The organism is Agromyces salentinus, assembly GCF_009749395.1.
Classification (GTDB): Bacteria; Actinomycetota; Actinomycetes; order Actinomycetales; family Microbacteriaceae; genus Agromyces; species Agromyces salentinus.
On sequence record NZ_WBIR01000007.1, the window covers coordinates 143,932 to 166,277 of the forward strand.

The window sequence follows — 22,346 nt, forward strand, 5'->3', positions numbered from 1 at the left end:
TTGACGGATGCCGCGGGGCTCGCTCGCGGCATCCGCAGGACTCAGTGGAAGAAGTGCCGCTCGCCCGTGAAGTACATCGTGACGCCGGCGGCGCGCGCGGCCTCGACGACCTCGTCGTCGCGGACGGACCCGCCCGGCTGCACGACCGCGCGGACGCCGCGGTCGAGGAGGATCTGCAGCCCGTCGGCGAACGGGAAGAAGGCGTCGGATGCCGCGACGGAGCCCGCGGCCCGGTCGCCGGCCCGCTCGACCGCGAGCTTGCACGAGTCGACCCGGTTGACCTGGCCCATGCCCACGCCGACCGAGGCGCCGCCGGACGCGAGCAGGATGGCGTTGGACTTGACCGCGCGGCAGGCGCGCCACGCGAACTCGAGGTCGGCGAGGGTCGCCTCGTCGGCGGGTTCGCCCGCGGCGAGGGTCCACTCGGCGGCGGGTGCGAAGTGGCGGTCGGCCTGCTGCAGGAGCATGCCGCCCGAGACCTGCCGCAGCTCGACGGCGGTCGGCTCGAAGCCCTCGGGCAGCGTCAGCAGGCGGATGTTCTTCTTCTTCATCAGGAGCTCGAGCGCCTCGGCCTCGAACGCGGGGGCGATGAGCACCTCGGTGAAGATGCCCGACACGGTCTCGGCCATCGCGAGCGTGACGGTGCGGTTCGCGGCGATCACGCCGCCGTAGGCCGACACCGGGTCGCATTCGTGCGCGCGGCGGTGGGCGTCGGCGATCGGGTCGGATGCCCCGGCCGATGCGATCGCGATGCCGCACGGGTTCGCGTGCTTGATGATCGCGACCGCCGGCTCGTCGAAGTCGAAGGCGGCCCGCACCGCGGAGTCCGCGTCGACGTAGTTGTTGTACGACATCTCCTTGCCGTGCAGCTGCACGGACTGCGCGATGCCCGGGCGTCCGCCGTTGGAGGCGTACAGCGCGCCCTTCTGGTGCGAGTTCTCGCCGTACCGGAGGTCGGCGTCCTTCGACCACGTGCCGCCGACCCAGGCGGGGAACGGGGACTCCTCGGCGGGCTGGTCGGGGGCGACGACGCTGCCGATCCAGGAGGCGACGGCCACGTCGTACGACGCGGTGTGGCGGAACGCCTCGCGGGCGAGCACCTGGCGCTGCGCGAGCGTCGTGCCGCCCGCGGTCACGGCCGCCGCGATCTCCTCGTACCGGTCGGGCGAGACGACCACGGCCACGTTCGCGTGGTTCTTCGCCGAGGCGCGCACCATCGCCGGGCCGCCGATGTCGATCTGCTCGATCGCCTCGTCGGGCGCGGCACCGGCCGCGACCGTCTCGGAGAACGGGTAGAGGTTGACGACGACGAGCTCGTACGGCTTGATGTCGAGCTCGGCGAGCTGGGTCTCGTGGTGCTCGAGTCGCAGGTCGGCGAGCAGCCCCGAGTGCACGGCGGGGTGCAGCGTGCGCACGCGCCCGTCGAGGTGCTCGGGGTAGCCGGTGACCTCGGCGACCTGGGTCACCGGCAGGCCGGCGTCGGCGATCGCCTTGCCCGTGCCCCCGGTCGAGACGAGTTCGACGCCCGCCGCGACAAGGGCGGTCGCCAGCTCGACGAGGCCGCGCTTGTCGCTCACGGCGATGAGGGCGCGCTGCACGGGCACCACGTCGCGGGGTCGGTACAGGCTCGGGTCGATCGTGGCTCCGCTCATCGGGCGAGCTCCTTCAGGTCGAGGTGGGAATTGGCGATGTCGAGCACGGCCTGGATCAGCAGGCGCCGTTCGACGGGCTTGATGCGGTCGTGCAGCGAGGACTCGGTGTCGCCGGGCAGCACCGGCACGCGCTCCTGCGCGATGATCGGCCCGCCGTCGACGGAGTTGTCGACCACGATGAGGCTCGCCCCGGTCTGGTCGACGCCGGCCGCGAGCGCGTCGCGCACGCCGTGGGCGCCCGGGAACTCCGGCAGGTAGGCCGGATGCGTGTTGATGAGGTGCGGTGAGAAGGCGTCGACCACCGCGGCGGGCACGAGGCGCATGAGCCCCGAGAGGATCACGAGATCGGGCTCCCAGAGCCGCACCTGCGCGATGAGCTCGGTGCCCCACGCCTCGCGGTCGGGGAAGGCGGTGAACGGCACCGTGAAGGTCGGGATGCCGAACTCCTCGCCGAGCGCGAGCCCGTCGGCGTCGCGGTCGGCGCCGATGGCGACGACCCGGGCGGGGAACTGGGCGTCCTGGGAGGCCTCGAGGAGGGACCGCAGGTTCGAACCGGTGCCAGAGATGAGCACGACGAGCTTCAGCACCATCCGAGCCTACCCGCTGACCGTGCCCGCCCCGTTCCGAGCGGATGCCGCGGGCCGGTGTCAGCGGTCGAGCGGGCCCGTGCGGTCGAAGGCCTCGGTGTCGTCGGCGTCCCCGCCGCGCGGGGCGTCGCCCCGGTCGCGGCGCCACCACGGCTCGTCGTCGTCGCGCCGCGCGGGCGGAGCGGTCGTCGGCGGAGCGGTGGGCGGCGGAGTCGTGGTCGGCCGATCGGTGGTCGGCGGAGTGGTGGTCGGCCGATCGGTGCTCCGCGCGGGCGCCTTGGGCGATGCCGGCGACGGGCGCGGCACGGGCGCGGGGGTCGCCCTCGGCTCGAACGCCTCCGTCGTCGCGGCATCCGCGGGCTCGATCCCGTCGTCGCGGCGCGCGAGCGACGTGCCCGCCGGCTCGGGCGCCCCGCGCCCCACCATCGCGGCGAAGCCGCCGGCCAGGGCGCCGAGCCCGATCGTGAGGGCCGCGACGGCGCCGACCGCCCACGGGTCGGGTCCGACGACCGCGAGCCGTCCGGGCCCGACGGCCCCGCCCGACCACCTCGCGAGCAGCCCGAGCGTCACGCCGGCCACGAGCGCGACGGCGAGCGCGACGACGACGGGCCGCCACCATTCCGTCGAGGCGTCCGCACGGCGGCGGGCGCTGCCGACGATCCAGGCGCCGACGAACCCGAGCAGCACCGGAACGACGAGCAGCAGCGCACCGAGCAGCGGAGCGCCGTTCGGGAGCGCGCCGAGCAGCGGGATGCCGGGGACCGGGCCGAGCACGGTGCCGCCCGGCGCGACCGACGATCCCGCGCCGATCGCGAAGCCCGGCCCCAGCATCCACGCCGCGGCCCAGATCACGAGGTTCGGCAGGATCGCGAGCTCCGCCATCGTCAGGGCGATGCCGCCGTCGATGCCGGCATCCAGCGCCTGGTACAGGCCTGCCACGGTCGCGTAGTCGACGAAGACCGCCACGCCGAGCATCGCCGCGGCGAAGGCGAGCACGCCGAACGCCGCTCCCCCGCCGACCCGGACGGCCGCGACCGTGACCTCGCCGAGGAGCGGCGGCAGGTCCTGCACCCTGCGGCGCACGAAGCCCGCGCCCGCGACATCCGTCGAGGGGTTGCGCACGCTCTCCTCGATCGCGCCGACCAGGGCTCCGAGGCCGACCACGAACGCCGGGAGCGCGAGCGCCCACCACGGGTTCGTGTGGAGCACCGGGGTGTCGGCGAGCGCTGCCGCACCGGACCCCGCTGCGGCGAACACGACCATCGCCGCGACGGCCCCCGTGAGCGCGTGCCCGCCCGCGGCGGACCGGCGCCCGATCCGGACCCCGGCCGCGAAGGTCAGGAGGGCGATGCCGAGCAGCGCGATCGCGATCGGGAACGGGTCGCCCGCCCCGGCCAGGCCGGTGCGCTCGGCCGTGACCGCATCGACCTGCACTGTGACGTTCACGCCGTGCCCGAGCAGCCAGACCCCGGCCGCCGCGTGCACGAACGCCATGATGTCGACGGCCAGGCCGAAGTGCACGGCCCACAGCAGCATGAGCGGCACGAAGGCGAGGGCGAAGCCGATGAGCGCTGCGACGAACGCCTCCAGGGAGGCGAGCAGGGCGATGGTGGTCCTTCTCATTCCTCCGGGAGCCTAGCCCGGCGCACGCCCGTCAGCGGGCAGGACGCCCGCGCTTCTTCGGACTCGCCGGCTTGGGCGCCGCCGCATCGCCCGTCTCGATCACGTCGGTCGCCTGCGCGTCGGCGGCCGCGGCTGCGACGTCGGCCTCGGATGCCTCGGATGCCTCGACGAGGACGGCGGTGCCCCCATGGGATGCCGCGGCGGAGCCCTCGTCGACCCCCTCGAGCACGGCGGTGTCGCCTCCGGCGCCGGGTGCGGCATCCGCCGGTCCCAGGTCCTCGACGGGCGCGGATCCCGCGGTGCCGGACGTGCGCTCGGCCTCGGCGGCCGCATCCGCCCACTCCGTCTCGGCCAGTTCGGCTTCCGCCGCCGCCGCCTCGGCCTCCGCCACCTCGAGCGGAGGACGCTGGAGCAGCTCGACGACCACGATGAGCAGCAGTGCGATGACGATCGTCCAGACCACGAGACCAGTGGAGATGGGCCGTACGAACAGGATCACGGCGACGGCTCCGAGCATGATGACCGTGGCCACGGCCGATCGCTGACGGCCCAGCCAGGCTCCGAACCTGCCGGTGGTCAGTCCGCGGGCGGCTGCGGCACGACGGACGGAGCCGAACCCGGCGTCGGCGAACCCGCGCAGCCGCACCGGCAGAGGGCCCGGCCCGCTCAGCCAGGTGATCAGCGCCACCGCGACCGCGAAGACGATGAGCGCGACCGTGGTGGCGAACATGCGCTCGATGATCTGGTCGTAGATGACCTCGGCCGCTCCGGTCGGAACGATGCCCGGCGAGACGCTGCCGATGAAGTAGAGGCGGCCGATGCCGAATCCGCTCGCGAGGATCGCCATCATCACGGCCAGGGTCGACGCGGTCCAGACGATCGCCGTGCGCCGGCGAGGGGCCACGAGGATCCCCGCGATCAGGAACAGCAGCGCGACCCAGGGAAGCCACGTGCCCGCGGACACCGCGAGCTGGTACACGAGCTGCACCGTGGTCATCGCCTCGGACTTCGCGACGACGATCGTGCGGTCGATCTCGGGGATCGCCGACGCGAATCCGACGCCCTGGTCGACGAGTCGCTGCTTGACCGCCTCGACGATCGGACCCAGCTGGATGCCGATCTCGCCGGACTCCGTGATCTCGAGTGCGGCGTCGGGATCGCCCTGCAGCGCCTTGATGGTCTGGGTGTGCGTCGTGCGGAGCGCCTGCTCGAAGATCTCGCTGAAGGCCTCGGAGGTGACGAGCCGATTCACGATCTGCCCGATGAGCGTCTGGATGCCCTGCGTCGCCGGGCCCTCGAGGAGCTGGAGCGCCTGCTCCGCCCGCGGCGGCAGCCCGAGTTCCGCGATGCCGTCGAAGACCGACGAGGTCAGCCCCTCGATGTCGGCCGCATCGAGGATCGCCGTCGTCGCCTCGTCGGCGACGTAGGCCTGCACGTCGGGGTCCTCGGCGATGGGCGCGAAGGTGGCGACGAAGGTGTCGGTGTCCACGAGCTGGTTCTTCGCCCACCCGCCGAGCACGGCGACCGGGGTCAGGATGGCGCCGATGAGCACGAGGATCGTCGCGACGGCCACTCGTGCGCGTCCTGACGAGCGCTTCGCCTCGCGGCCGGGACCGGCGGCGGCCGGCGCGGCCACCTCGTCCCGCAATCTCGCGTTCTCGGCCTCGAGCGCCTCGATGCGTGCCAGCAGTTCGTCGTCCCGTGTCGTCCCCATGCCGTCCCCCTCGGACTCGCCTTCCCACACCATATCGGCGGCGGTGGTCCGGGCACAGCAGTTGCGACGGATGCGCGAGCCATGACGCGAGAACGCCCGTCCCCGTCCGATCGCGCGAGGCGCGAACGGACGGGGACGGGCGTTCGGTGCAGAATCCGGTCGCGGCGCCGCACACGCGCCGCCGCGACCCCTGGGTCAGAGGGCGGCGTAGACCTCGCGGAGGAGGGCGGCGGTCTCGGACGGCGTCTTGCCGACCTTGACGCCGGCGGCCTCGAGGGCCTCCTTCTTGGCCTGCGCCGTGCCGGCGGAGCCGGACACGATCGCGCCCGCGTGACCCATCGTCTTGCCTTCGGGAGCGGTGAAGCCGGCCACGTAGCCGACGACCGGCTTGGTGACGTTGGCCTTGATGAAGTCGGCCGCGCGCTCCTCGGCGTCGCCGCCGATCTCGCCGATCATCACGATCGCCTTCGTCTCGGGGTCGGCCTCGAACGCCGCGAGGGCGTCGATGTGGGTCGTGCCGATGATGGGGTCGCCGCCGATGCCGATGGCGGTCGAGAAGCCCAGGTCGCGCAGCTCGTACATCATCTGGTACGTGAGCGTGCCCGACTTGGACACGAGGCCGATCGGGCCCTTGCCGGTGATGTTCGCCGGGGTGATGCCGACGAGCGACTCACCGGGGCTGATGATGCCGGGGCAGTTCGGCCCGATGATGCGGGTCGTGTCGCCCTTCTCCTTGGCGTACGCCCAGAACTCGGCGGAGTCCTGCACGGGCACGCCCTCGGTGATGATGACCAGCAGCGGGATCTCGGCGTCGATGGCCTCGATCACGGCGTCCTTGGTGAACGCCGGGGGCACGAACGCGATGGAGACATCCGCCCCCGTCTGCTCGATGGCCTCGGCGACCGAGGCGAACACCGGCAGCTGCACGGCGTTGCCGTCGGCGTCGGTGTGCAGCACGGTGGTGCCGGCCTTGCGGGCGTTCACGCCACCGACAACCTGGGTACCGGCCGCGAGCATGCGCGCGGTGTGCTTGGAGCCCTCGCCGCCGGTGATGCCCTGGACGATGACCTTGGAGTCCTTGTTGAGGAAGATCGTCATTGCTCTGCAGTCCTTCTTCTACGCGGCGTTCGCGAGCTCGGCGGCCTTGTCGGCGCCCTGGTCCATGTTCTCGGCGAGGGTGACGAGCGGGTGCGCCGCCTCCTCGAGGATGCGACGGCCCTCGACGACGTTGTTGCCGTCCAGGCGCACGACGAGCGGCTTGTTCGCGGTCGAGCCGAGCTCGGCGAGCGCGCCGACGATGCCCTTGGCGACCTGGTCGCACGCGGTGATGCCGCCGAAGACGTTCACGAACACGCTCTTGACCTGCGGGTCGCCGAGGATGATGCCGAGGCCGTTGGCCATGACCTCCGCCGAGGCTCCGCCGCCGATGTCGAGGAAGTTGGCGGGCTTGACGCCGCCGTGGTTCTCGCCCGCGTACGCGACGACGTCGAGGGTGGACATGACCAGTCCCGCGCCGTTGCCGATGATGCCGACCTCGCCGTCGAGCTTGACGTAGTTGAGCTCGAGCGCCTTGGCCTTGGCCTCGAGGGGGTCGGCCGCGTCCTTGTCCTCGAGGAGCGCGTGACCCGCGTGGCGGAACTCGGCGTTCTCGTCGAGCGTGACCTTGCCGTCGAGCGCGATGACGTTGCCGTCCTCGTCGAGGATCAGCGGGTTCACCTCGACGAGCGTCGCGTCCTCGCCCTTGTAGACCTCGTAGAGCTTCACGAAGACGTCGGCGACCTTGTCGACCAGCTCGGCCGGGAAGTTCGCGGCGACCGCGATCTCACGGGCCTTCGCCGCGTCGATGCCGGCGATGGGGTCGACCTCGATACGGGCGAGGGCTTCGGGCTTCTCGACGGCGAGCTGCTCGATCTCCATGCCGCCCTCGACGCTCGTGAGCGAGAGATAGGAGCGGTTGGCCCGGTCGAGGAGCACCGAGAAGTAGAACTCCTGGGCGATGCGCGCGCCGCCGGCGACCATGACGCGCTTGACGACGTGGCCCTTGATGTCGAGGCCGAGGATGGCCTGGGCCGCCTCGAACGCCTCATCGGGGTTCTTCGCGACCTTGACGCCGCCGGCCTTGCCGCGGCCGCCCGTCTTCACCTGCGCCTTGACGACGACCACGCCTCCGAGCTTCTCAGCCGCTGCGCGGACCTCCTCGGCGGTGTCGGCGACGATGCCGGGGAGCACCGGCACCCCGTACTGCTCGAACAGGTCTCTGGCCTGGTACTCGTAAAGATCCACGCTCTACTTCCAATCGGTCCGCACGCGCGACCGCGCACAGTGGCTGGTGGGTGTCGCCCCGCGAAAGTCTCTCGAAGTCGAGAGATACGGGGCCGTCGTCCATGCTACTCCGCTTGCACTGCGCCTCAGAATCGGCGCATCACGGGTTCCGAGGGCCGATACGGGCGAACTCGTCGAGCGAGAAGACGAACTCGACCGGGACCTCGAAGAACCGCGCGATGCGCAGCGCGAGGTGGAGGCTCGGGTTGAACTCGCCCCGCTCGAGGTATCCGACGGTCTGGTAGTGCACGCCGATCGCCTCGGCGAACTCCCGGCGGGTGACGCGTCGCTCTGCGCGCAGCATGGCGACGCGATTATGGACCACGTCGGCGCGTTCGCCGCTGCGGTCGCCCGCGCGCTCGGCTCGGCCCGGGTCGGTCATGCGCGCTGCAGCGCGGCCTGCCGGCGCGCTTCGATGGCCGACCCGGTCTCCCGGCGTGCGACTCGATGGAGCAGCCGGGGTGCGAGCACGAGGCCGACGATCGCCCACGCGGCGACGACTGCGAACGCGATGCCGAGCTGCCAGTCCCCTCCGGGCTCCATCGCTCCGGCCTCCGGGGGAAGAAACGCCCACCGGAAGGCCTGCCCGATCCAGAACAGCGGGGAGCCCTGTCCGATGACCTGCACCCATGCCGGCATGGAGACCAGGGGCTGCACGAGCCCGGACACGTACGCGAGGGCGCCCACGACGAGGAAGCCCCAGCCGCCGACCGAGCGCGGGTTCTTGAAGACGGTGCCGAGCACGAAGCCGAACGTCGTGAGCGCGACCGTGCCGAGCACGAGCATGCCGAGGATCACGGCGACGCCGGCCGGGCCGACGTCGAAGGAGGAACCGAGGATGATCGCCGCGATCACGAGCGTGAGCACCATCATCTCGACGAGTTCGCACATCGTTCGCGTGAGGAGTCCGGTCGAGTACGCGCGCAGCCCGTTGGGCAGCGAGCGGGCACGGATGAGCGTCCCGTCCTCGCGCTCCGTGACGATGACAGTCGCGAGGCCGTAGCAGGTGATGAACAGCAGCTGGATGGTGATGATGCTCGGCAGGATGAAGGAGTTCAGGGATGCACCGGGCGCGATCTCGGAATCGCGGTTCACCCACAGCACGACGCCGATGACGGCAATGCCGATGACCATGAAGGCGGTCTCGCTCGGCGTGCGCAGCGAGATCCAGTGCTCGATGAGGCCGCGGCGGACCCCCGCCCGGATGGCATTGGCATTGGCGTTCGCGGCCGACGTGGCACTCGCTTCGCCGTCGGGCCGGGCTGCTGCGGCGCTCATGCGGCTTCGACCTCTCCGACCGGGGTGACCGCCTCCGCTGATTCGGTGCGTGCGACCATCGCGAGGTAGGTCTCCTCGAGGGTCTGGGCACGCACCTGCAGCTCGGTGACCTCGGTGTCGGGCCGAGCGAGCAGGTCACGGACGAACGGCACCGGGTCCGCCGCACTGTGCACGTGCCGCGCGCCGTCCTCGCGCCAGGTGATCTCGCTCATGCCCGCCACCTCTCGCGCGAGCGCCGCTGCACTGCCGTCCGCCACGATCCGGCCTCCGTCGAGGATGAGGATGCGGCCGGCGATCTTCTCGGCCTCGGCGAGGTCGTGGGTCGTCAGGAGCACGGTGGTGTCGTCGAAGTCGCTCAGCCGGTGGACGAGTTCGTGGAACTCGTGCCTGGCGACCGGATCGAAGCCCGTCGTCGGTTCGTCGAGGAAGAGGAGGCGCGGTCGTCCGACGAGCCCTATGGCCACATCGAGACGACGCCGCTGCCCGCCGGAGAGGGTCCGGACCTGCGCCCCCGCGTGGGGGGCGAGGCCGACGAGTTCGAGGAGGTCGCCGGCACGGTACGGGCGGTCGCGATCGGATGTCGCATACGGGCCGTAGAGGGCGCCGAACTGTTCGAGCAACTGGGCCACCCGCCACCGGCCGTGGTCTCGCCACGACTGCAGCACCACGCCGACGTCAGCGCGCCAGGCATCGCCTGCGTGCGCGGGATCCTCGCCGAGCACCGTGACCTCGCCCCCCGCGCGCTGCCGAAAGCCCTCGAGGATCTCGATGGTGGTGGTCTTGCCCGCCCCGTTGGGTCCGAGCAGCGCCACCACTTCGCCCCGCTCGATGCGCAAGTCGATACCGTCGAGCACCGTTCGGCCCGAGTACTCCATTCGGAGCCCACGGACGTGGACGATCGGCTGGTCGGTCATTCCACCGCTCCCCTCGACTGCATCGTCGGTTCACTATCAGATGTAGCATACATGCGACATCCGAACCGTCGAAGGCGCGCGATTGATTCGTGCGCCGGAGTGGCAGCCCGACGCGGGGGCGCCGAGAGGTCAGGAACCGTTTCGCAAGCCCGGCATCGCCCCGGTGGCCGGCGGCATCGGACGCACCTCGACGAAGCGCCTCGCGGCGATCACCGCAGCCAGGCCCACCCCCGCACCGAGCACCGTCTCGAGCACGCGGTCGGCGAGCAGCCCGAGCAGCGGCGCGGGCGAGGCGAGGTGCACGACGGTCAGCGCGAGCGGGGTGATGAACACGAGCGCGGCACCGTAGTGCCGGCCGACGAGCAGTTCGGCACCGAACTGGCACACGGCGATCACGAGGATCAGCACCCAGACCGGCGGTTCGGGCCAGAGGACCAGCCCGGTGACGACGACGCCGATGAGCGTGCCGACGACGCGGTGCACCGCGCGCTGGGCGGTGTGCGCCGCGCGCGCCGGCGGGATCACGGCGACGGCACTGACGACCGCCCAGTACGGGTGTCCCATGCCGAATGCCACGGCGATGGCACCGGCGATGAGCGCGGCCGCGACGTTCTGCACCACGTTGAGCCACAGCCTCGGATCCGCCCACGCCCTCGGCCTGACCGGCGTACGGCGGGACAGGTCGCGGAACACGGAACCGGCTCGATCCGGCGCCGCCCGTCGAAGCACCCAACCCGACATCGTGAGGAGCCACGCGAACGCCGCCGCGGCCCACGCGACGCCCCATCGCTGCCACTGCGTGCCGTCCTCGATGGGCTGCGCAGCGCAGACGAGCAAGCCGAAGACCGCGAACAGCGGACCGGACGGTGCGACGCCGAGCAGGTTGAAGGCGAGGATCACGCTGGTGATGAGCACTGCCAGCACCAGGGCCTCCACACCGAGCGGCGCCGCGCTCGCGGCGAGCAGGATGCCGAGCCCGGTCGTGGTCAGCTGGGCGGCGGCCGCGGCGGTGACCGTGCGGATTCGCGTGCCGTAGGGTTCGCTGCGACCGAAGATCGCCGTCATCGCCCCGAAGGCGGCGTATGCGGCCCATTCGGTCCGGTCGGCGGCGACCAGGACGGCGAGCGGCACGACGGCCGCGACGGCGGCGCGGAAGGCGACCTCGATGTCGAGCGTGCGCAGCGGCCGCACCCAGCGGCCGGCGTCGCGCGCCGGGCTCACGACACGCGGCTCAGGTGCAACGCCGCGAACCCGAGTGCGGCGATGGTCTCGCCGTCGGTGATCCCACCGGCGCCCACCAGCCGCCACACCTCGGGCCATGCCACGGCCCGAGCCTCGCTGATGCCCTCCTCGTGCTGGGAGTGCGCAGCGGATGCCGCGACGCCGAGGCCCGTCGCGAGGAAGACGTGCTCGGGCGCCCTGGCGATGCCGTTGAGGGCGGTCATGCGACCGATCTCCCGCCATTCGGCGGCCTCGTACCCCGTCTCCTCGAGTAGTTCCCGCTGGGCCGCGAGGAGCGGATCCTCGCCGTCGGTGCCGCCGGCCGGAACCTCGATCGACGGGCCGACGGTGTGGCGGTCGACCGTCACGAGCAGCACCTCGTCATCGTCGGTCATGGCGACGACGAAGACGGCCGGATTGCGCATCTCGACCACCCCGTAGATGCCGGGCTCGCCGTCGGGACGGATGACGTCGTCCTCGGTCACGCGGATCCACGTGTTCTCGTAGACCGTGCGGCGGTCGCGGGTCTGCCAGGTCACAGCTTCTCGATCGGCGCGATCTTGATGAGCAGCTTCTTCTGCCCGGCCGTGTCGAAGCTGACGTGGGCGATGCGCTTGGTGCCCTCGCCCGTGACCTGCGAGACCCGGCCCTCGCCGAAGTCGACGTGGCGGATGCGGTCGCCGGCCTCGAGGGTGAGGTCGCCGTTGTCGCGGACGGTGCCCGTCACGCGGTTGGCCCACTCGGCCTTCGGCTTGGCGGACGCCGTGACGCTGAACCGCTCGAGGTCGCGGTCGCGCGTGCCCCATGCACCGCCCTGGCCGGGCCGCGCGTTCAGGGCGCGAGGACGGGTGCCGCCTCGCGAGGTCGCCATGCCGGGCGACTGCTTCCAGTCGACGAGGTCCTCGGGGATCTCCTGCAGGTACCGGGAGGGCATCGCCACCGCGACCTCGCCGAACTGCGCGCGGCTCATGGCCAGCGAGATGTAGAGGCGCTGGCGGGCGCGCGTGATGCCGACGTAGAACAGCCGGCGCTCCTCCGCAGGACCGCCCGGCTCGGACGCCGACATCTGGTGCGGCAGCAATCCCTCCTCGAGTCCGGTGAGGAAGACCGCGTGGTACTCGAGGCCCTTGGCGGTGTGCAGGGTCATGAGGGAGACGGTTCCGGAGGCGTCGTCGAGCTCGTCGGCCGCCGCGACGAGCGAGACCTGCGTGAGGAAGTCGACGAGCGTGGCCTGCGGGTTGTCGCGGTCGAAGTCACGGGTCTGGGCGACGAGCTCGTCGACGTTCTCGGCGCGGGTCTCGTCCTGCGGGTCCCGGCTGTTGCGCAGCGCGTCGATGAGCCCGGACTTCTCGAGCAGGAACACGAGCACGTCGGAGACCTTGGACGCGCCCTCGTTGGTGCCGGCCGCGACCCCCGCGCTCGACGGGACGAGCATGGCCGCGGCCTCGTCGAGCACCCGCGCGAGCGCCATGATGGCCCCGGTCACCTTCGGCCCGAGGCCGAGCGCGTCGGCCGAGCGCATCGCCTCGCGGAAGGAGAGACCGTTCGCCTCGGCGAAGCCGGAGAGGGCCGTCTCGGTCGCGGGGCCGATACCCCGCTTCGGGGTGTTCAGGATGCGGCGCAGGGCGAGTTCGTCGAGCGGGTTCGCCACGGAGATGAGGTACGCCATGGCGTCCTTGATCTCGGCGCGCTCGTAGAACTTCGTGCCGCCGACCACCCGGTACGGCAGCGCGGAGCGCACGAAGATCTCCTCGAGGGCGCGCGTCTGCGCGTTGGTGCGGTAGAACACGGCCATGTCGCGATAGGCCACGCCCGCCCGGTGCAGGGCCTCGATCTCGTCGGCCACGAACTGCGCCTCGTCGTGGGCCGTGTACCCCGTGTAGCCCGTGATCTTCTCGCCGTCGCCGACGGCCGTCCAGAGCTTCTTGTCCTTGCGGTCGAAGTTGTTCGAGATCACCGCGTTCGCCGCGGACAGGATGTTCTGCGTCGACCGGTAGTTCTGCTCGAGCAGGACGACCTTCGCACCGGGGAAGTCGCGCTCGAACTCCGAGATGTTGCGGATGTCGGCTCCGCGGAACGCGTAGATCGACTGGTCGGAGTCGCCGACCACGGTGAGGCTCGCGCCCGGGATGCCGCCCGAGGCGTCGGTGATGCCCCTCACGTTGAACCCGTGCTCGGACATCTCGGCGACGCGCTCGGCGGGCACCGGCTGCGTGAACTCGCGGATGAGGGAGTACTGCGCGTGGTTCGTGTCCTGGTACTCGTCGACCAGGATGTGGCGGAATCGCCGCTGGTAGAGGGAGGCGACGTTCGGGAAGGCGCGGAACAGGTAGACCGTCTCGGCGATGAGGTCGTCGAAGTCGAGCGCGCTGGCCGCCCGCAGCCGACGCGTGTACTGCCGGAAGATCTCGAGGAACATCGCCTCCTGGGGGTCGTTCATGTTCGCGTTGCGCGCGTACGTCTCGACGTCGGAGAGCTCGTTCTTGAGCTTGGAGATCTTCGACTGCGCGCTCGCGGGCGTGAAGCCCATCGTGTCGGCGTCGAGTTCCTTGATGATGCGCTTCAGCACCGTTCGCGTGTCGGCCGAGTCGTAGATCGTGAACGTCGACGACAGCCCGATGGCCTCGGCCTCGCGCCGGAGGATGCGCACGCACGCCGAGTGGAACGTCGAGATCCACATGCCGGAGGCGCCCTCGCCGAGCAGGCTCTCGACGCGCTCGCGCATCTCGGCCGCGGCCTTGTTCGTGAACGTGATGGCGAGGATCTGGCTGGGCCAGGCCTCGCGGCTGTCGATGAGGCCGGCGATGCGGTGCGTGAGCACGCGGGTCTTGCCCGAACCGGCGCCCGCCACGATGAGCAGCGCCTGGCCGCGGTACTCGACCGCCTCGCGCTGCTCTGGATTCAGGCCTTCGGTGAAGCGGTTGCCGGATGCCGCGGGCGTGCCGGGAACAGCGGCGGGCGCCTCGCGCCAGCCGGCCGGGTCGTCGGGGTCGAGGATCAGCATCATGTCACCGACAAGTCTAGGCGCGGCATCCGACACCGCCCCCGCCCACCGGGTCGACGTGGACACGGGCGGACGAGGGCGGGTACGACGTCGCGGTCTAGGCGAACTCGACGAGCAGCTCCACCTCGACGGGCGAATCGAGCGGCAGGACGGCCACGCCGACCGCCGAGCGGGCGTGGCGCCCGGCGTCGCCGAACACCTCGCCCAGGAGCTCGGAGGCGCCGTTGATCACGCCCGGCTGCCCGGTGAACGAGGGGTCGGATGCCACGAATCCGACGACCTTCACGATGCGGGCCACGCGATCGAGGGACCCGATCTCGGCACGCACGGCCGCGAGCGCATTGAGGATGCAGGTGCGGGCATACGCCTTGGCGTCCTCGGCCGGCACGAGTCCGTGGCCGTCGCCGACCTTGCCGGTCGCGGGCAGCGCGCCCGCGGTGAAGGGCAGCTGGCCCGACGTGTGGACGTACTGGCCCGTTGCCACCGCGGGGATGTACGCCGCGACGGGGGGCGCGACATCCGGCAGCTCGATGCCGAGCTCGGCGAGGCGCGCCTCGAACCCGGCCATCAGGCCCGCCCCTCGCCCTCGAACGCCTTCGAGGCCTGGGCCGCTGCGGCCGCACCCGCGGACGCCGCGGCGGAGGCCGAGTCGCCGGCGGGGCGTTTCAGGTAGGCGACGAGTCCGCCCTCTGGGCCCTGGACGACCTGCACGAGCTCCCACCCCTCCGATCCCCAGTTGTTCAGGATCGCCGCGGTGTTGTGGATGAGGAGCGGGGTGGTGATGTACTCCCAGGTGACCATGTGATTCTCGTCTCTGACGTCGACAGCGGCTGGTGGAACGGCGGCGGCCGACGGCTCGACTCGCTCGGGCGCCATGGGTACACCCAGCGTCCGTGCCGCGGTTTGTCAGCCTTCTCCGTTACGCTCCACTATATGTCTGCCCAAAAACCTTCGATGAGCGACCTCGGCACCGGAGTGCTCGCATTCGTCGGGATGAGCGCCCTCGCCGGCGTCCTGGTGACCGCCGCGGTGACGCCCGCCCTCGCCGTCACCGGCCTGGCTGCGAACAACAGCATCACGATGTTCGAGAACCTCCCCGGCTTCCTCGACATCGACGAGCTCGCGCAGAAGTCGACCATCTACGCGATCCAGCCCGACGGCTCCCCCGCGGCCATCACGTCGTTCTACGACGACGACCGCGAGGAGGTGGAGTTCGACTACATCTCCCAGTACCTGAAGGACGCCGCGGTCGCCGGTGAGGACCCCCGGTTCTACGAGCACGGCGGCATCGACATCAAGGGCACGCTGAGCGCCGTCGCGAACGAGTTCATCCCGGGCGGCGCGACGCGAGGCGGCTCCTCGATCACGCAGCAGTACGTCAAGAACGTGCTCATCAACAACGGCATGAACGAGGCGAAGACCGAAGAGGAGAAGAAGGCCGCGTACGAGGACGCGACGGCCACGACTCCCGAGCGCAAGCTGAAGGAGATGCGCTACGCGATCTCCATCGACAAGAAGTACCCGAAGGACGAGATCCTCAAGGGATACCTCAACATCGCCGCGTTCGGCGGCCAGGTGTACGGCGTGCAGTCCGCCGCGCAGTACTACTTCGGCACCAACGCGAAGGACCTCACGCTGCCCCAGGCCGCGAGCCTCATCGCGATCGTGAACTGGCCCGAGAAGTTCCGCCTCGACTACCCCGAGAGCGAGACGAACGGCGCCAACACCGTGGTCGACGGCGAGAACGTGCCGTACGCCGACAACAAGTCCCGTCGCGACTACATCTTGAAGGAGATGCTCGACGAGAAGAAGATCACCAAGGAGGACTACGACGCCGCCGTCGCGACTCCCGTGCAGCCCGCGATCCACGAGCCGACCACCGGGTGCCAGGCCTCGCCGTACTACGCCTACTTCTGCGACTACGTGACGTGGGAGATCAAGGACAAGATGGACGACCCGGCAACTCCCGACGTGAACGAGGGTGCCGAGAAGCTCTCGCGCGGCGGCCTGAACATCTACACGACGATCGACATGCAGATGCAGGATGTCGCGACCCAGGCGCTTCGCGAGAACGTGCCGTCGTCCATCCCCGAGATGGATCTCGGCGGCTCGGTGGTCTCGGTCGAGGTGGGCACCGGTCGCATCCTCGCGATGGTGCAGAACACCGACTACAACGTCGACCCCGAGGTCACGGGCGACAACTACTCCGCGGTCAACTACAACGCGGGCATCGACTACGGCGGGTCGAGCGGCTTCCAGCCGGGCTCGACCTTCAAGACTTTCACGCTCGCCGAGTGGCTGAAGGAGGGCCACTCGCTGAACGAGAGCATGAACGCCACCAAGCGCAGCAACTGGGGCACGTTCAACGACAGCTGCAACGGCCCGGTCGACGCCGGCGGCTGGGATCCCGGCAACGACGAGGGTGGCAACGGCGGCTTCTGGACGGCGCTGTTCAACACCATCAACTCCGAGAACACGGGCTTCGTCGCGATGGCGAAGCAGCTCGACCTCTGCGGCATCAAGAACACCGCGACGGCGCTCATGAGCGCCGGCCGCGCTGACGGCAAGCCACTCGGCGAGGGCATCAACAGCGACGGCGACCCCATCCCGTTCGGCCCCTCGGCCGTGTTGGGAACCGAGGAGATCGCACCGCTCTCGATGGCCACGGCGTTCGCCGCATACGCCGGCGGCGGCGTGTCGTGCACGCCGATCGCGATCGATCGCATCGAGGACGCCGAAGGGAATCCGGTCGAAGCACCGAAATCTACGTGCACCCAGGCGATCACCGCCGATGTCGCGGCCGGAATGACCTACGCCCTGAACAAGGTCATGACGCAGGGCACCGGCACGTCCTCGCTCTACAAGATGGACACCTCCGACACGCCGATGATCGGCAAGACCGGCACCACCGACGAGAACGTGGCGACGTGGATGAGCGGCGCCTCCTCGAAGGTCGCCACCGTGGTCGGCGTCTACAACTCCACCGGACAGGTCGACCTGCGCCAGACGTACATCAACGGCGAGCAGGCTGCGGTGCTGCGTCACAACATCTGGCCGCGGGTCATGGACTTCGCCAACATGAAGTACGGCGGCGACCCGTTCCCCGAGCCGAAGGGCGAGTTCCTCAACGCGCCCCAGGCGAACGTCCCGAGCGTGCTCGGCCTCGCCCCCGATGCCGCGAAGCAGGCGCTCGAGGCGGCCGGCTTCGGCGTCGCGCTCGACGGCGAAGTCGACTCGGCCCAGCCCAAGGGCACGATCGGCGAGCAGAGCGCCACGGGCACGGCGGCTCGCGGCTCCCTCATCATGCTGAAGGTCAGCCGGGGCAACCTCGGTGCGGTGCCCAACGTGGTCGGCCAGCAGGCCGACGCGGCCGAGGCCGCCCTGAAGGAGGCCGGGTTCAAGGTGAAGCGCCAGGACGAGGCGACGACCGACCCGACGAAGGCCGGCACCGTGCTCTCGCAGAACCCGGGCTCCGACGCAGCCGTGAGGGCCGGCGACACCATCACGATCAGCGTCGGCAAGCTGGAGGCCGGAGGTGGCCCAGGTGAGAAGCCGGGCGAGGACACCGACGGCGAGGACACGGAAGCCGGCGGCGAGGGTTGAGCCGTTCGAAGCTCGCGCCGGCCGCGCAGATCGCACTCGCGGTCGGCGCGGCTGGCGCTGCCGCGTTCGCCTGGGGTTCACTCGTCGAGCGCAAGCGCTGGACGCTGCGCCGCGTCGAGGTGCCCGTGCTTCCCGCCGGCTCGGAGCCGATCAAGGTCCTGCACCTCTCCGACCTGCACATGGCACCCTGGCAGCATGAGAAGCAGGCCTGGGTGCGCAGCCTCGCGCAGCTCGAGCCCGACCTCGTGGTCGACACGGGCGACAACCTGGGCCACGAGCGCGGGCTCGAGGGCATCCGTGCCGCGTTCGAGCCGTTCCGGGGCGTTCCCGGCATCTTCGTCAACGGGTCGAACGACTACTTCGGGCCTGTGCTGAAGAACCCGTTCCTCTACTTCTCCGGCCCATCGGGGCACGTGCCCCGCAGCGCCCGGCTCGACATCGACGCCCTGCACGCCTACTTCGCCGAACTCGGGTGGACCGACCTGGACAACACGGCGACGAGCCTCGACCTGCGCGGCACCCACTTCGAGTTCTTCGGGGTCGATGACCCGCACAAGGGCTTCGACCGACTCGATCTCATCGCGAGCGCCATCGACGACCTCCGCGCCGAAGACCCGCTCGGCGACGAGTCCTGGCCCGACGTGGCATCCGCCTCGCCGAACCGGCCGACGGTCACCGTGGGCGTCGCGCACGCGCCGTACCAGCGCGTCCTGAACTCGTTCGTGAACCACGGCGCGCAGCTGATCCTCGCCGGCCACACGCACGGCGGGCAGGTCTGCGTGCCCGGTTTCGGCGCGCTCGTCACGAACTGCGACATTCCGCGCGAGAAGGTCAAGGGCCTGAGCGTCTGGCGTCACGGCCTCCGCTCCGCGTACCTGAACGTGTCCGCCGGACTGGGAACCTCCATCTACGCGCCGGTTCGCTTCGCGTGCCCGCCCGAGGCCACGCTGATCACCCTCGTCGCGTCGAGCTGAGCCGGGCCGTCGGGTTGCCGTTCCGACTCGGGCACGACCGTCGTCTCCGTGCGGCGCGAACCGTGGTCGGGACGGCCCCGTTTATCGGCTATCCTTGTTGAGGCCCGCAAGGGCACCGGGGTGTGGCGCAGCTTGGTAGCGCGCGTCGTTCGGGACGACGAGGTCGCAGGTTCAAATCCTGTCACCCCGACACACAGCGAAACCCCCTCCTTCGGGAGGGGGTTTCGTCGTTTCCGGGCATTGATCTGCCCATCGGCCAGCGGCCCTGCTCAGCCGCATCGATCTGCGGCGAGGGCATGCGTCTGAGTTGGCGGCCGTCGTCGGCGCGCAGCTGCACGAACGGTGAGGCGCTCGCGCAACACCGATCGGCGAGGTCGCCGAGCCGGACCCGATGCGAAGGTCAGCGCTCGTTGCGCGTGTCGTGGCTGACGCGCACGTTCATCAGCGGCTCGACGACGGGACGCTCGTCTCGTCGGGATCGGCGGATGACGCGACCGAGCAAGACCGCCAGGACGCAGGCGCCCGCCACCCATGCGGCCAGGAACACGAATGGCAGCAGATCCATCTTCGACTCCTCCTCGAGTCCCGGACCCGGGACGCGAAGGGTCGTCACGGTGAGGCGAGTATACTCGCCGGCCGCTCCGGCCGCGGAGAAGTTGTGGAGAACCCTCCCACGGCCATCAGTAGGCGCCGTCGCTGCCGACGACCGCCCTGAAGGTCTTCCAGAGGATGATCAGGTCGCCCGTCATCGTCCAGTTCTCGACGTAGAAGAGATCCAGGCGCACGGTCTCGTCCCAATCGAGGTTCGACCGGCCGCTCACCTGCCAGAGGCCGGTGATGCCGGGCTTGACGAGGAATCTGCGGTGCACGTGCCGCGCATACTGCTCGACCTCGCGCTCGAGCGGCGGTCGCGGACCCACGATCGACATCGAGCCGAGGAAGACGTTGAACAGCTGCGGCAGTTCGTCGAGGCTGTAGCGACGCAGGATGCGGCCGATCGGCGTGACCCTGGGGTCGTCCTTCATCTTGAACATCACCGAGTTGCCCTCGTCGCGGTCGAGGGCCGCCAGGTCGGCCAGCCTGGCCTCGGCGTCCTCGTACATGCTCCGGAACTTGAGCATCTCGAAGTGCTCGCCCCGCCGGCCGATCCGGTCCTGACGGAAGATGACCGAACCGGGCGTGCTGAGCCTGACGATGAGCGCGATGCCGAGCAGCACCGGGGAGAGGAAGAGGATGAGCGCGCCGGAGAGGATGATGTCGAACAGGCGCTTCGCGTAGAGCTTGCCGCCGTCGTACCGCGGCGTCTCCACGTGGATCAGCGGGAGGCCGGCGACCGGACGCGTGTGCAGGCGCGGTCCGCCGATGTCGGTGAGGCTCGGTGCGACGACCAGGTGGTGGCGTCCCGGCTCGAGCTTCCAGCTGAGCTCGCGGACCTTGTCGGCCGCGAGCTCGTTCGAGCTCGTGATCACGACGGTGTCGGCCCCGACGGCGTCCAGCGCCTCGATCAGGTTGTTCATCGACCCGGACATCGGGATGTCTGTTCCCGGTATCGTGCCGCTGACGATGCCGCTCGGCGTGCAGGCGCCGACCACCTTGAACCCGGCCTCGGGGCTCTTGCCGAGGTCCCGGGCGATGGTCGCGATCGACGACTCGGACCCGACGAGCAGGACCCGGCTCGACAGCTGCCCGTCTCGGCGTCGCCGCGCGAGCCACTTGCGCCAGGCCCAGCGGTTGGCCAGGAGGCCGACGAGACCGACGGCGAGCGCGATCGCGAGGAACCACTCCAGTCCGTCGATCGAGAGCACGTACGCGAGCAGGCCCGCCGTGCCGAAGACGACGAACGTCACGTGCACGACGCGGCGGTATTCGGCCGCCCCGGTGCCGACGACCCGAGGAGATCGGCTCCCCGACACGCTGAGCGCGAGCATCCAGACCGTGATCATGCCGAACGCGAGCAGTCCTGAGGACGTGGGCGGGATGTGCGCGGCGAGTTCGAATGGCGAGGCATCCCGAGCGGGCGCCCGCACTCCCCCGAAGTACTGTGCCGCGAACACGGTTACGGTCACGACGAGAAGGTCGGTGGAGACCAGCATCCGACCGTAGCGTTGCGCCCAGGTCAGTTGCCGCGTCCCCCTCGAACTCCTCGCCATCTGCGTTGCAATGGCTTGAGTCAAGAGCGTCTCCCTCGATTGGGCCTCAATCTATGAGCAAGGACGGAGATCGGTCACGCATCTCACGCAGAGTTAACACACCCGTCACGTTCGGGCCCGATCCAGGGCCGGATGACGGACGCGGGCGCGTGTTCGAGAGTTAACACGTTCGACACGAGCCCGTCACCGCCCGGCATGGTCGCGACGATGGAATGGACGGGACGGACGCGATGCCGCGGAGCAGCACTGCTCGCGAGCCACCTCGGGAGCACCACAACCGAGGGGAGCGACGCCGATGGATTCCATGCAATCACCCGGAGCACGTCGCCCGCACGGCCCGGGCATCGCGCTCGGCCGACGCACCATGCTCGCGTTGTCGTGCGCATCGCTGCTCCTGCTGGGCGGATGCGCGATCGCACCGGCTGACGCCGACTCCGACGCCTCAGTGACGGAGAAGGTTCCGTTCGCGACGGCGGGCGACCAGGAACTGCTCCTCGATGCCTGCCTCCCCGACGGCGGGAAGCCGGCACCCGCCGTCGTCCTGCTGCACGGCGGCGGATTCACCGAGGGAAACCGCGTCGCCGGTGGCATGCGCGAGTTGTGCACCCGTTTCGCCACGGCGGGATTCGCGGCGTTCTCCATCGACTACCGGCTCGTGCCCTCGACCGTCTACCCGGGTCAGGTGCAGGACGTGCAGTCGGCGATCACCTGGCTCCGCGAGGATGCGCAGGTCGAGCGCTTCGGCATCGACCCGGAGCGCATCGGGGTGCTCGGCAGTTCGGCGGGGGCGATCCTCGCGCAGGAGGTCGGCACGCTCGGCGACGGTCCGCTGGACACGGGTGCCCGCGTCGCCGCGGTGGCCTCCCTCTCGGGCGTCTCGCTGATGACCGAGGAGGCGCTCTCGCTCGGCCGTCCCTCCGAGGAGGCGATCGGCATGATCCTCGCCTATCTCGACTGCGAGAGCCCTGCGGCCGACGTCTGCCCGCAGTCGGCCGAGGCATCGGCGGCGCTGCACGTCGATCCGACGGATCCCCCGATGCTCCTGGTGAACGGCGAGGACGAACTCGTCCCGGCCGAGCAGGTGGAGGCCATGCACGCGGCGCTCGACTCCGCCGGAGTGAGCTCCGAGGTGATCATCGGTCGCACCGGCGCCCATGGGGTGAGCCTGCTGGCGCCTGCGGTCAGCGATGCCTTGCTCGAGTTCTTCACGGAGGCGCTCGGATGAGCCGCCGCTCGTCTCGCATCGGGCCGCGAAGCCGGATGCCGCCCTCCGGCACTCCATCCGAGTGACCCCATCAGCCGTG

General features: G+C 70.5%; 19 protein-coding genes and 1 tRNA gene. 4 read left to right on the forward strand and 16 right to left on the reverse strand.

The window, feature by feature from the left end:
• Nucleotides 1–41: 41 nt before the first annotated feature.
• The 14 genes from purH to sp36 form a co-directional block, all read right to left on the reverse strand.
• On the reverse strand, nt 42–1,652 hold the full coding sequence (purH, locus tag GQQ95_RS09305) for a bifunctional phosphoribosylaminoimidazolecarboxamide formyltransferase/IMP cyclohydrolase (protein WP_157427390.1): 1,611 nt from the start codon (nt 1,650–1,652) through the stop codon (nt 42–44).
• Nucleotides 1,649–2,239, reverse strand: a complete 591-nt coding sequence (gene purN / locus GQQ95_RS09310) for a phosphoribosylglycinamide formyltransferase (RefSeq protein ID WP_157427391.1) — start codon at nt 2,237–2,239, stop codon at nt 1,649–1,651. The genes purH and purN overlap by 4 nt, the downstream gene beginning before the upstream one ends.
• 60 nt (nt 2,240–2,299) lie before the next feature.
• Nucleotides 2,300–3,862 carry a cell division protein PerM gene (locus GQQ95_RS09315; protein WP_157427392.1) on the reverse strand — a complete coding sequence of 521 codons (1,563 nt, stop codon included), beginning with the start codon at nt 3,860–3,862 and terminating at the stop codon, nt 2,300–2,302.
• A 31-nt stretch (nt 3,863–3,893) separates the two neighbouring features.
• Nucleotides 3,894–5,576 (reverse strand): hypothetical protein, encoded by a 1,683-nt coding sequence (locus GQQ95_RS09320; RefSeq protein WP_157427393.1) that lies wholly within the window; start codon nt 5,574–5,576, stop codon nt 3,894–3,896.
• Nucleotides 5,577–5,771: 195 nt separating this feature from the next.
• Nucleotides 5,772–6,674 (reverse strand): succinate--CoA ligase subunit alpha, encoded by a 903-nt coding sequence (gene sucD / locus GQQ95_RS09325; protein ID WP_157427394.1) that lies wholly within the window; start codon nt 6,672–6,674, stop codon nt 5,772–5,774.
• An 18-nt stretch (nt 6,675–6,692) separates the two neighbouring features.
• Entirely contained in the window at nt 6,693–7,859 is a 1,167-nt protein-coding gene (sucC, locus tag GQQ95_RS09330) for an ADP-forming succinate--CoA ligase subunit beta (protein ID WP_157427395.1), read from the reverse strand.
• Nucleotides 7,860–7,998: 139 nt separating this feature from the next.
• Nucleotides 7,999–8,280, reverse strand: coding sequence for a helix-turn-helix transcriptional regulator (locus tag GQQ95_RS09335; protein ID WP_157427396.1), 282 nt, complete (start codon nt 8,278–8,280; stop codon nt 7,999–8,001).
• Nucleotides 8,277–9,176, reverse strand: a complete 900-nt coding sequence (locus tag GQQ95_RS09340; protein WP_157427397.1) for an ABC transporter permease — start codon at nt 9,174–9,176, stop codon at nt 8,277–8,279. The genes GQQ95_RS09335 and GQQ95_RS09340 overlap by 4 nt, the downstream gene beginning before the upstream one ends.
• Nucleotides 9,173–10,090 (reverse strand): ABC transporter ATP-binding protein, encoded by a 918-nt coding sequence (locus tag GQQ95_RS09345; protein WP_157427398.1) that lies wholly within the window; start codon nt 10,088–10,090, stop codon nt 9,173–9,175. Before GQQ95_RS09345 ends, GQQ95_RS09340 begins: the two co-directional genes overlap by 4 nt.
• Before the next feature lie 129 nt (nt 10,091–10,219).
• The gene (locus tag GQQ95_RS09350; protein WP_246205340.1) at nt 10,220–11,311 is read right to left on the reverse strand and encodes an FUSC family protein; all 1,092 of its coding nucleotides are present in this window, start codon (nt 11,309–11,311) and stop codon (nt 10,220–10,222) included.
• Nucleotides 11,308–11,850, reverse strand: coding sequence for an NUDIX domain-containing protein (locus GQQ95_RS09355; RefSeq protein WP_157427400.1), 543 nt, complete (start codon nt 11,848–11,850; stop codon nt 11,308–11,310). The genes GQQ95_RS09350 and GQQ95_RS09355 overlap by 4 nt, the downstream gene beginning before the upstream one ends.
• Nucleotides 11,847–14,315, reverse strand: coding sequence for an ATP-dependent helicase (locus GQQ95_RS09360; RefSeq protein WP_212275381.1), 2,469 nt, complete (start codon nt 14,313–14,315; stop codon nt 11,847–11,849). Before GQQ95_RS09360 ends, GQQ95_RS09355 begins: the two co-directional genes overlap by 4 nt.
• A gap of 97 nt (nt 14,316–14,412) precedes the next feature.
• Nucleotides 14,413–14,883 (reverse strand): RidA family protein, encoded by a 471-nt coding sequence (locus tag GQQ95_RS09365; protein ID WP_157427402.1) that lies wholly within the window; start codon nt 14,881–14,883, stop codon nt 14,413–14,415.
• Nucleotides 14,883–15,116 (reverse strand): Sp36 family protein, encoded by a 234-nt coding sequence (sp36, locus tag GQQ95_RS09370; RefSeq protein WP_157427403.1) that lies wholly within the window; start codon nt 15,114–15,116, stop codon nt 14,883–14,885. The genes GQQ95_RS09365 and sp36 overlap by 1 nt, the downstream gene beginning before the upstream one ends.
• A gap of 153 nt (nt 15,117–15,269) precedes the next feature.
• Between sp36 and GQQ95_RS09375 the strand changes: the two genes are divergently transcribed.
• From GQQ95_RS09375 to GQQ95_RS09385, 3 genes are all read left to right on the forward strand, one after another.
• A complete protein-coding gene (locus GQQ95_RS09375; protein ID WP_170297026.1) occupies nt 15,270–17,918 on the forward strand; it encodes a transglycosylase domain-containing protein in 2,649 nt (882 codons plus the stop codon).
• Nucleotides 17,915–18,892 carry a metallophosphoesterase gene (locus tag GQQ95_RS09380; RefSeq protein ID WP_157427405.1) on the forward strand — a complete coding sequence of 326 codons (978 nt, stop codon included), beginning with the start codon at nt 17,915–17,917 and terminating at the stop codon, nt 18,890–18,892. Before GQQ95_RS09375 ends, GQQ95_RS09380 begins: the two co-directional genes overlap by 4 nt.
• A 116-nt stretch (nt 18,893–19,008) precedes the next feature.
• Nucleotides 19,009–19,082: transfer RNA gene (locus tag GQQ95_RS09385), tRNA-Pro, on the forward strand.
• A 210-nt stretch (nt 19,083–19,292) separates the two neighbouring features.
• Here GQQ95_RS09385 and GQQ95_RS09390 read toward each other — a convergent pair.
• Both GQQ95_RS09390 and GQQ95_RS09395 read right to left on the reverse strand, forming a co-directional pair.
• Nucleotides 19,293–19,457, reverse strand: a complete 165-nt coding sequence (locus GQQ95_RS09390; RefSeq protein WP_157427406.1) for a hypothetical protein — start codon at nt 19,455–19,457, stop codon at nt 19,293–19,295.
• Nucleotides 19,458–19,572: 115 nt separating this feature from the next.
• A complete protein-coding gene (locus GQQ95_RS09395; RefSeq protein WP_246205341.1) occupies nt 19,573–20,958 on the reverse strand; it encodes a sugar transferase in 1,386 nt (461 codons plus the stop codon).
• A 388-nt stretch (nt 20,959–21,346) separates the two neighbouring features.
• On the opposite strand from GQQ95_RS09395, the gene GQQ95_RS09400 reads away from it, so the two are divergent.
• Nucleotides 21,347–22,267, forward strand: coding sequence for an alpha/beta hydrolase (locus GQQ95_RS09400; protein WP_170297027.1), 921 nt, complete (start codon nt 21,347–21,349; stop codon nt 22,265–22,267).
• Nucleotides 22,268–22,346: the final 79 nt, after the last annotated feature.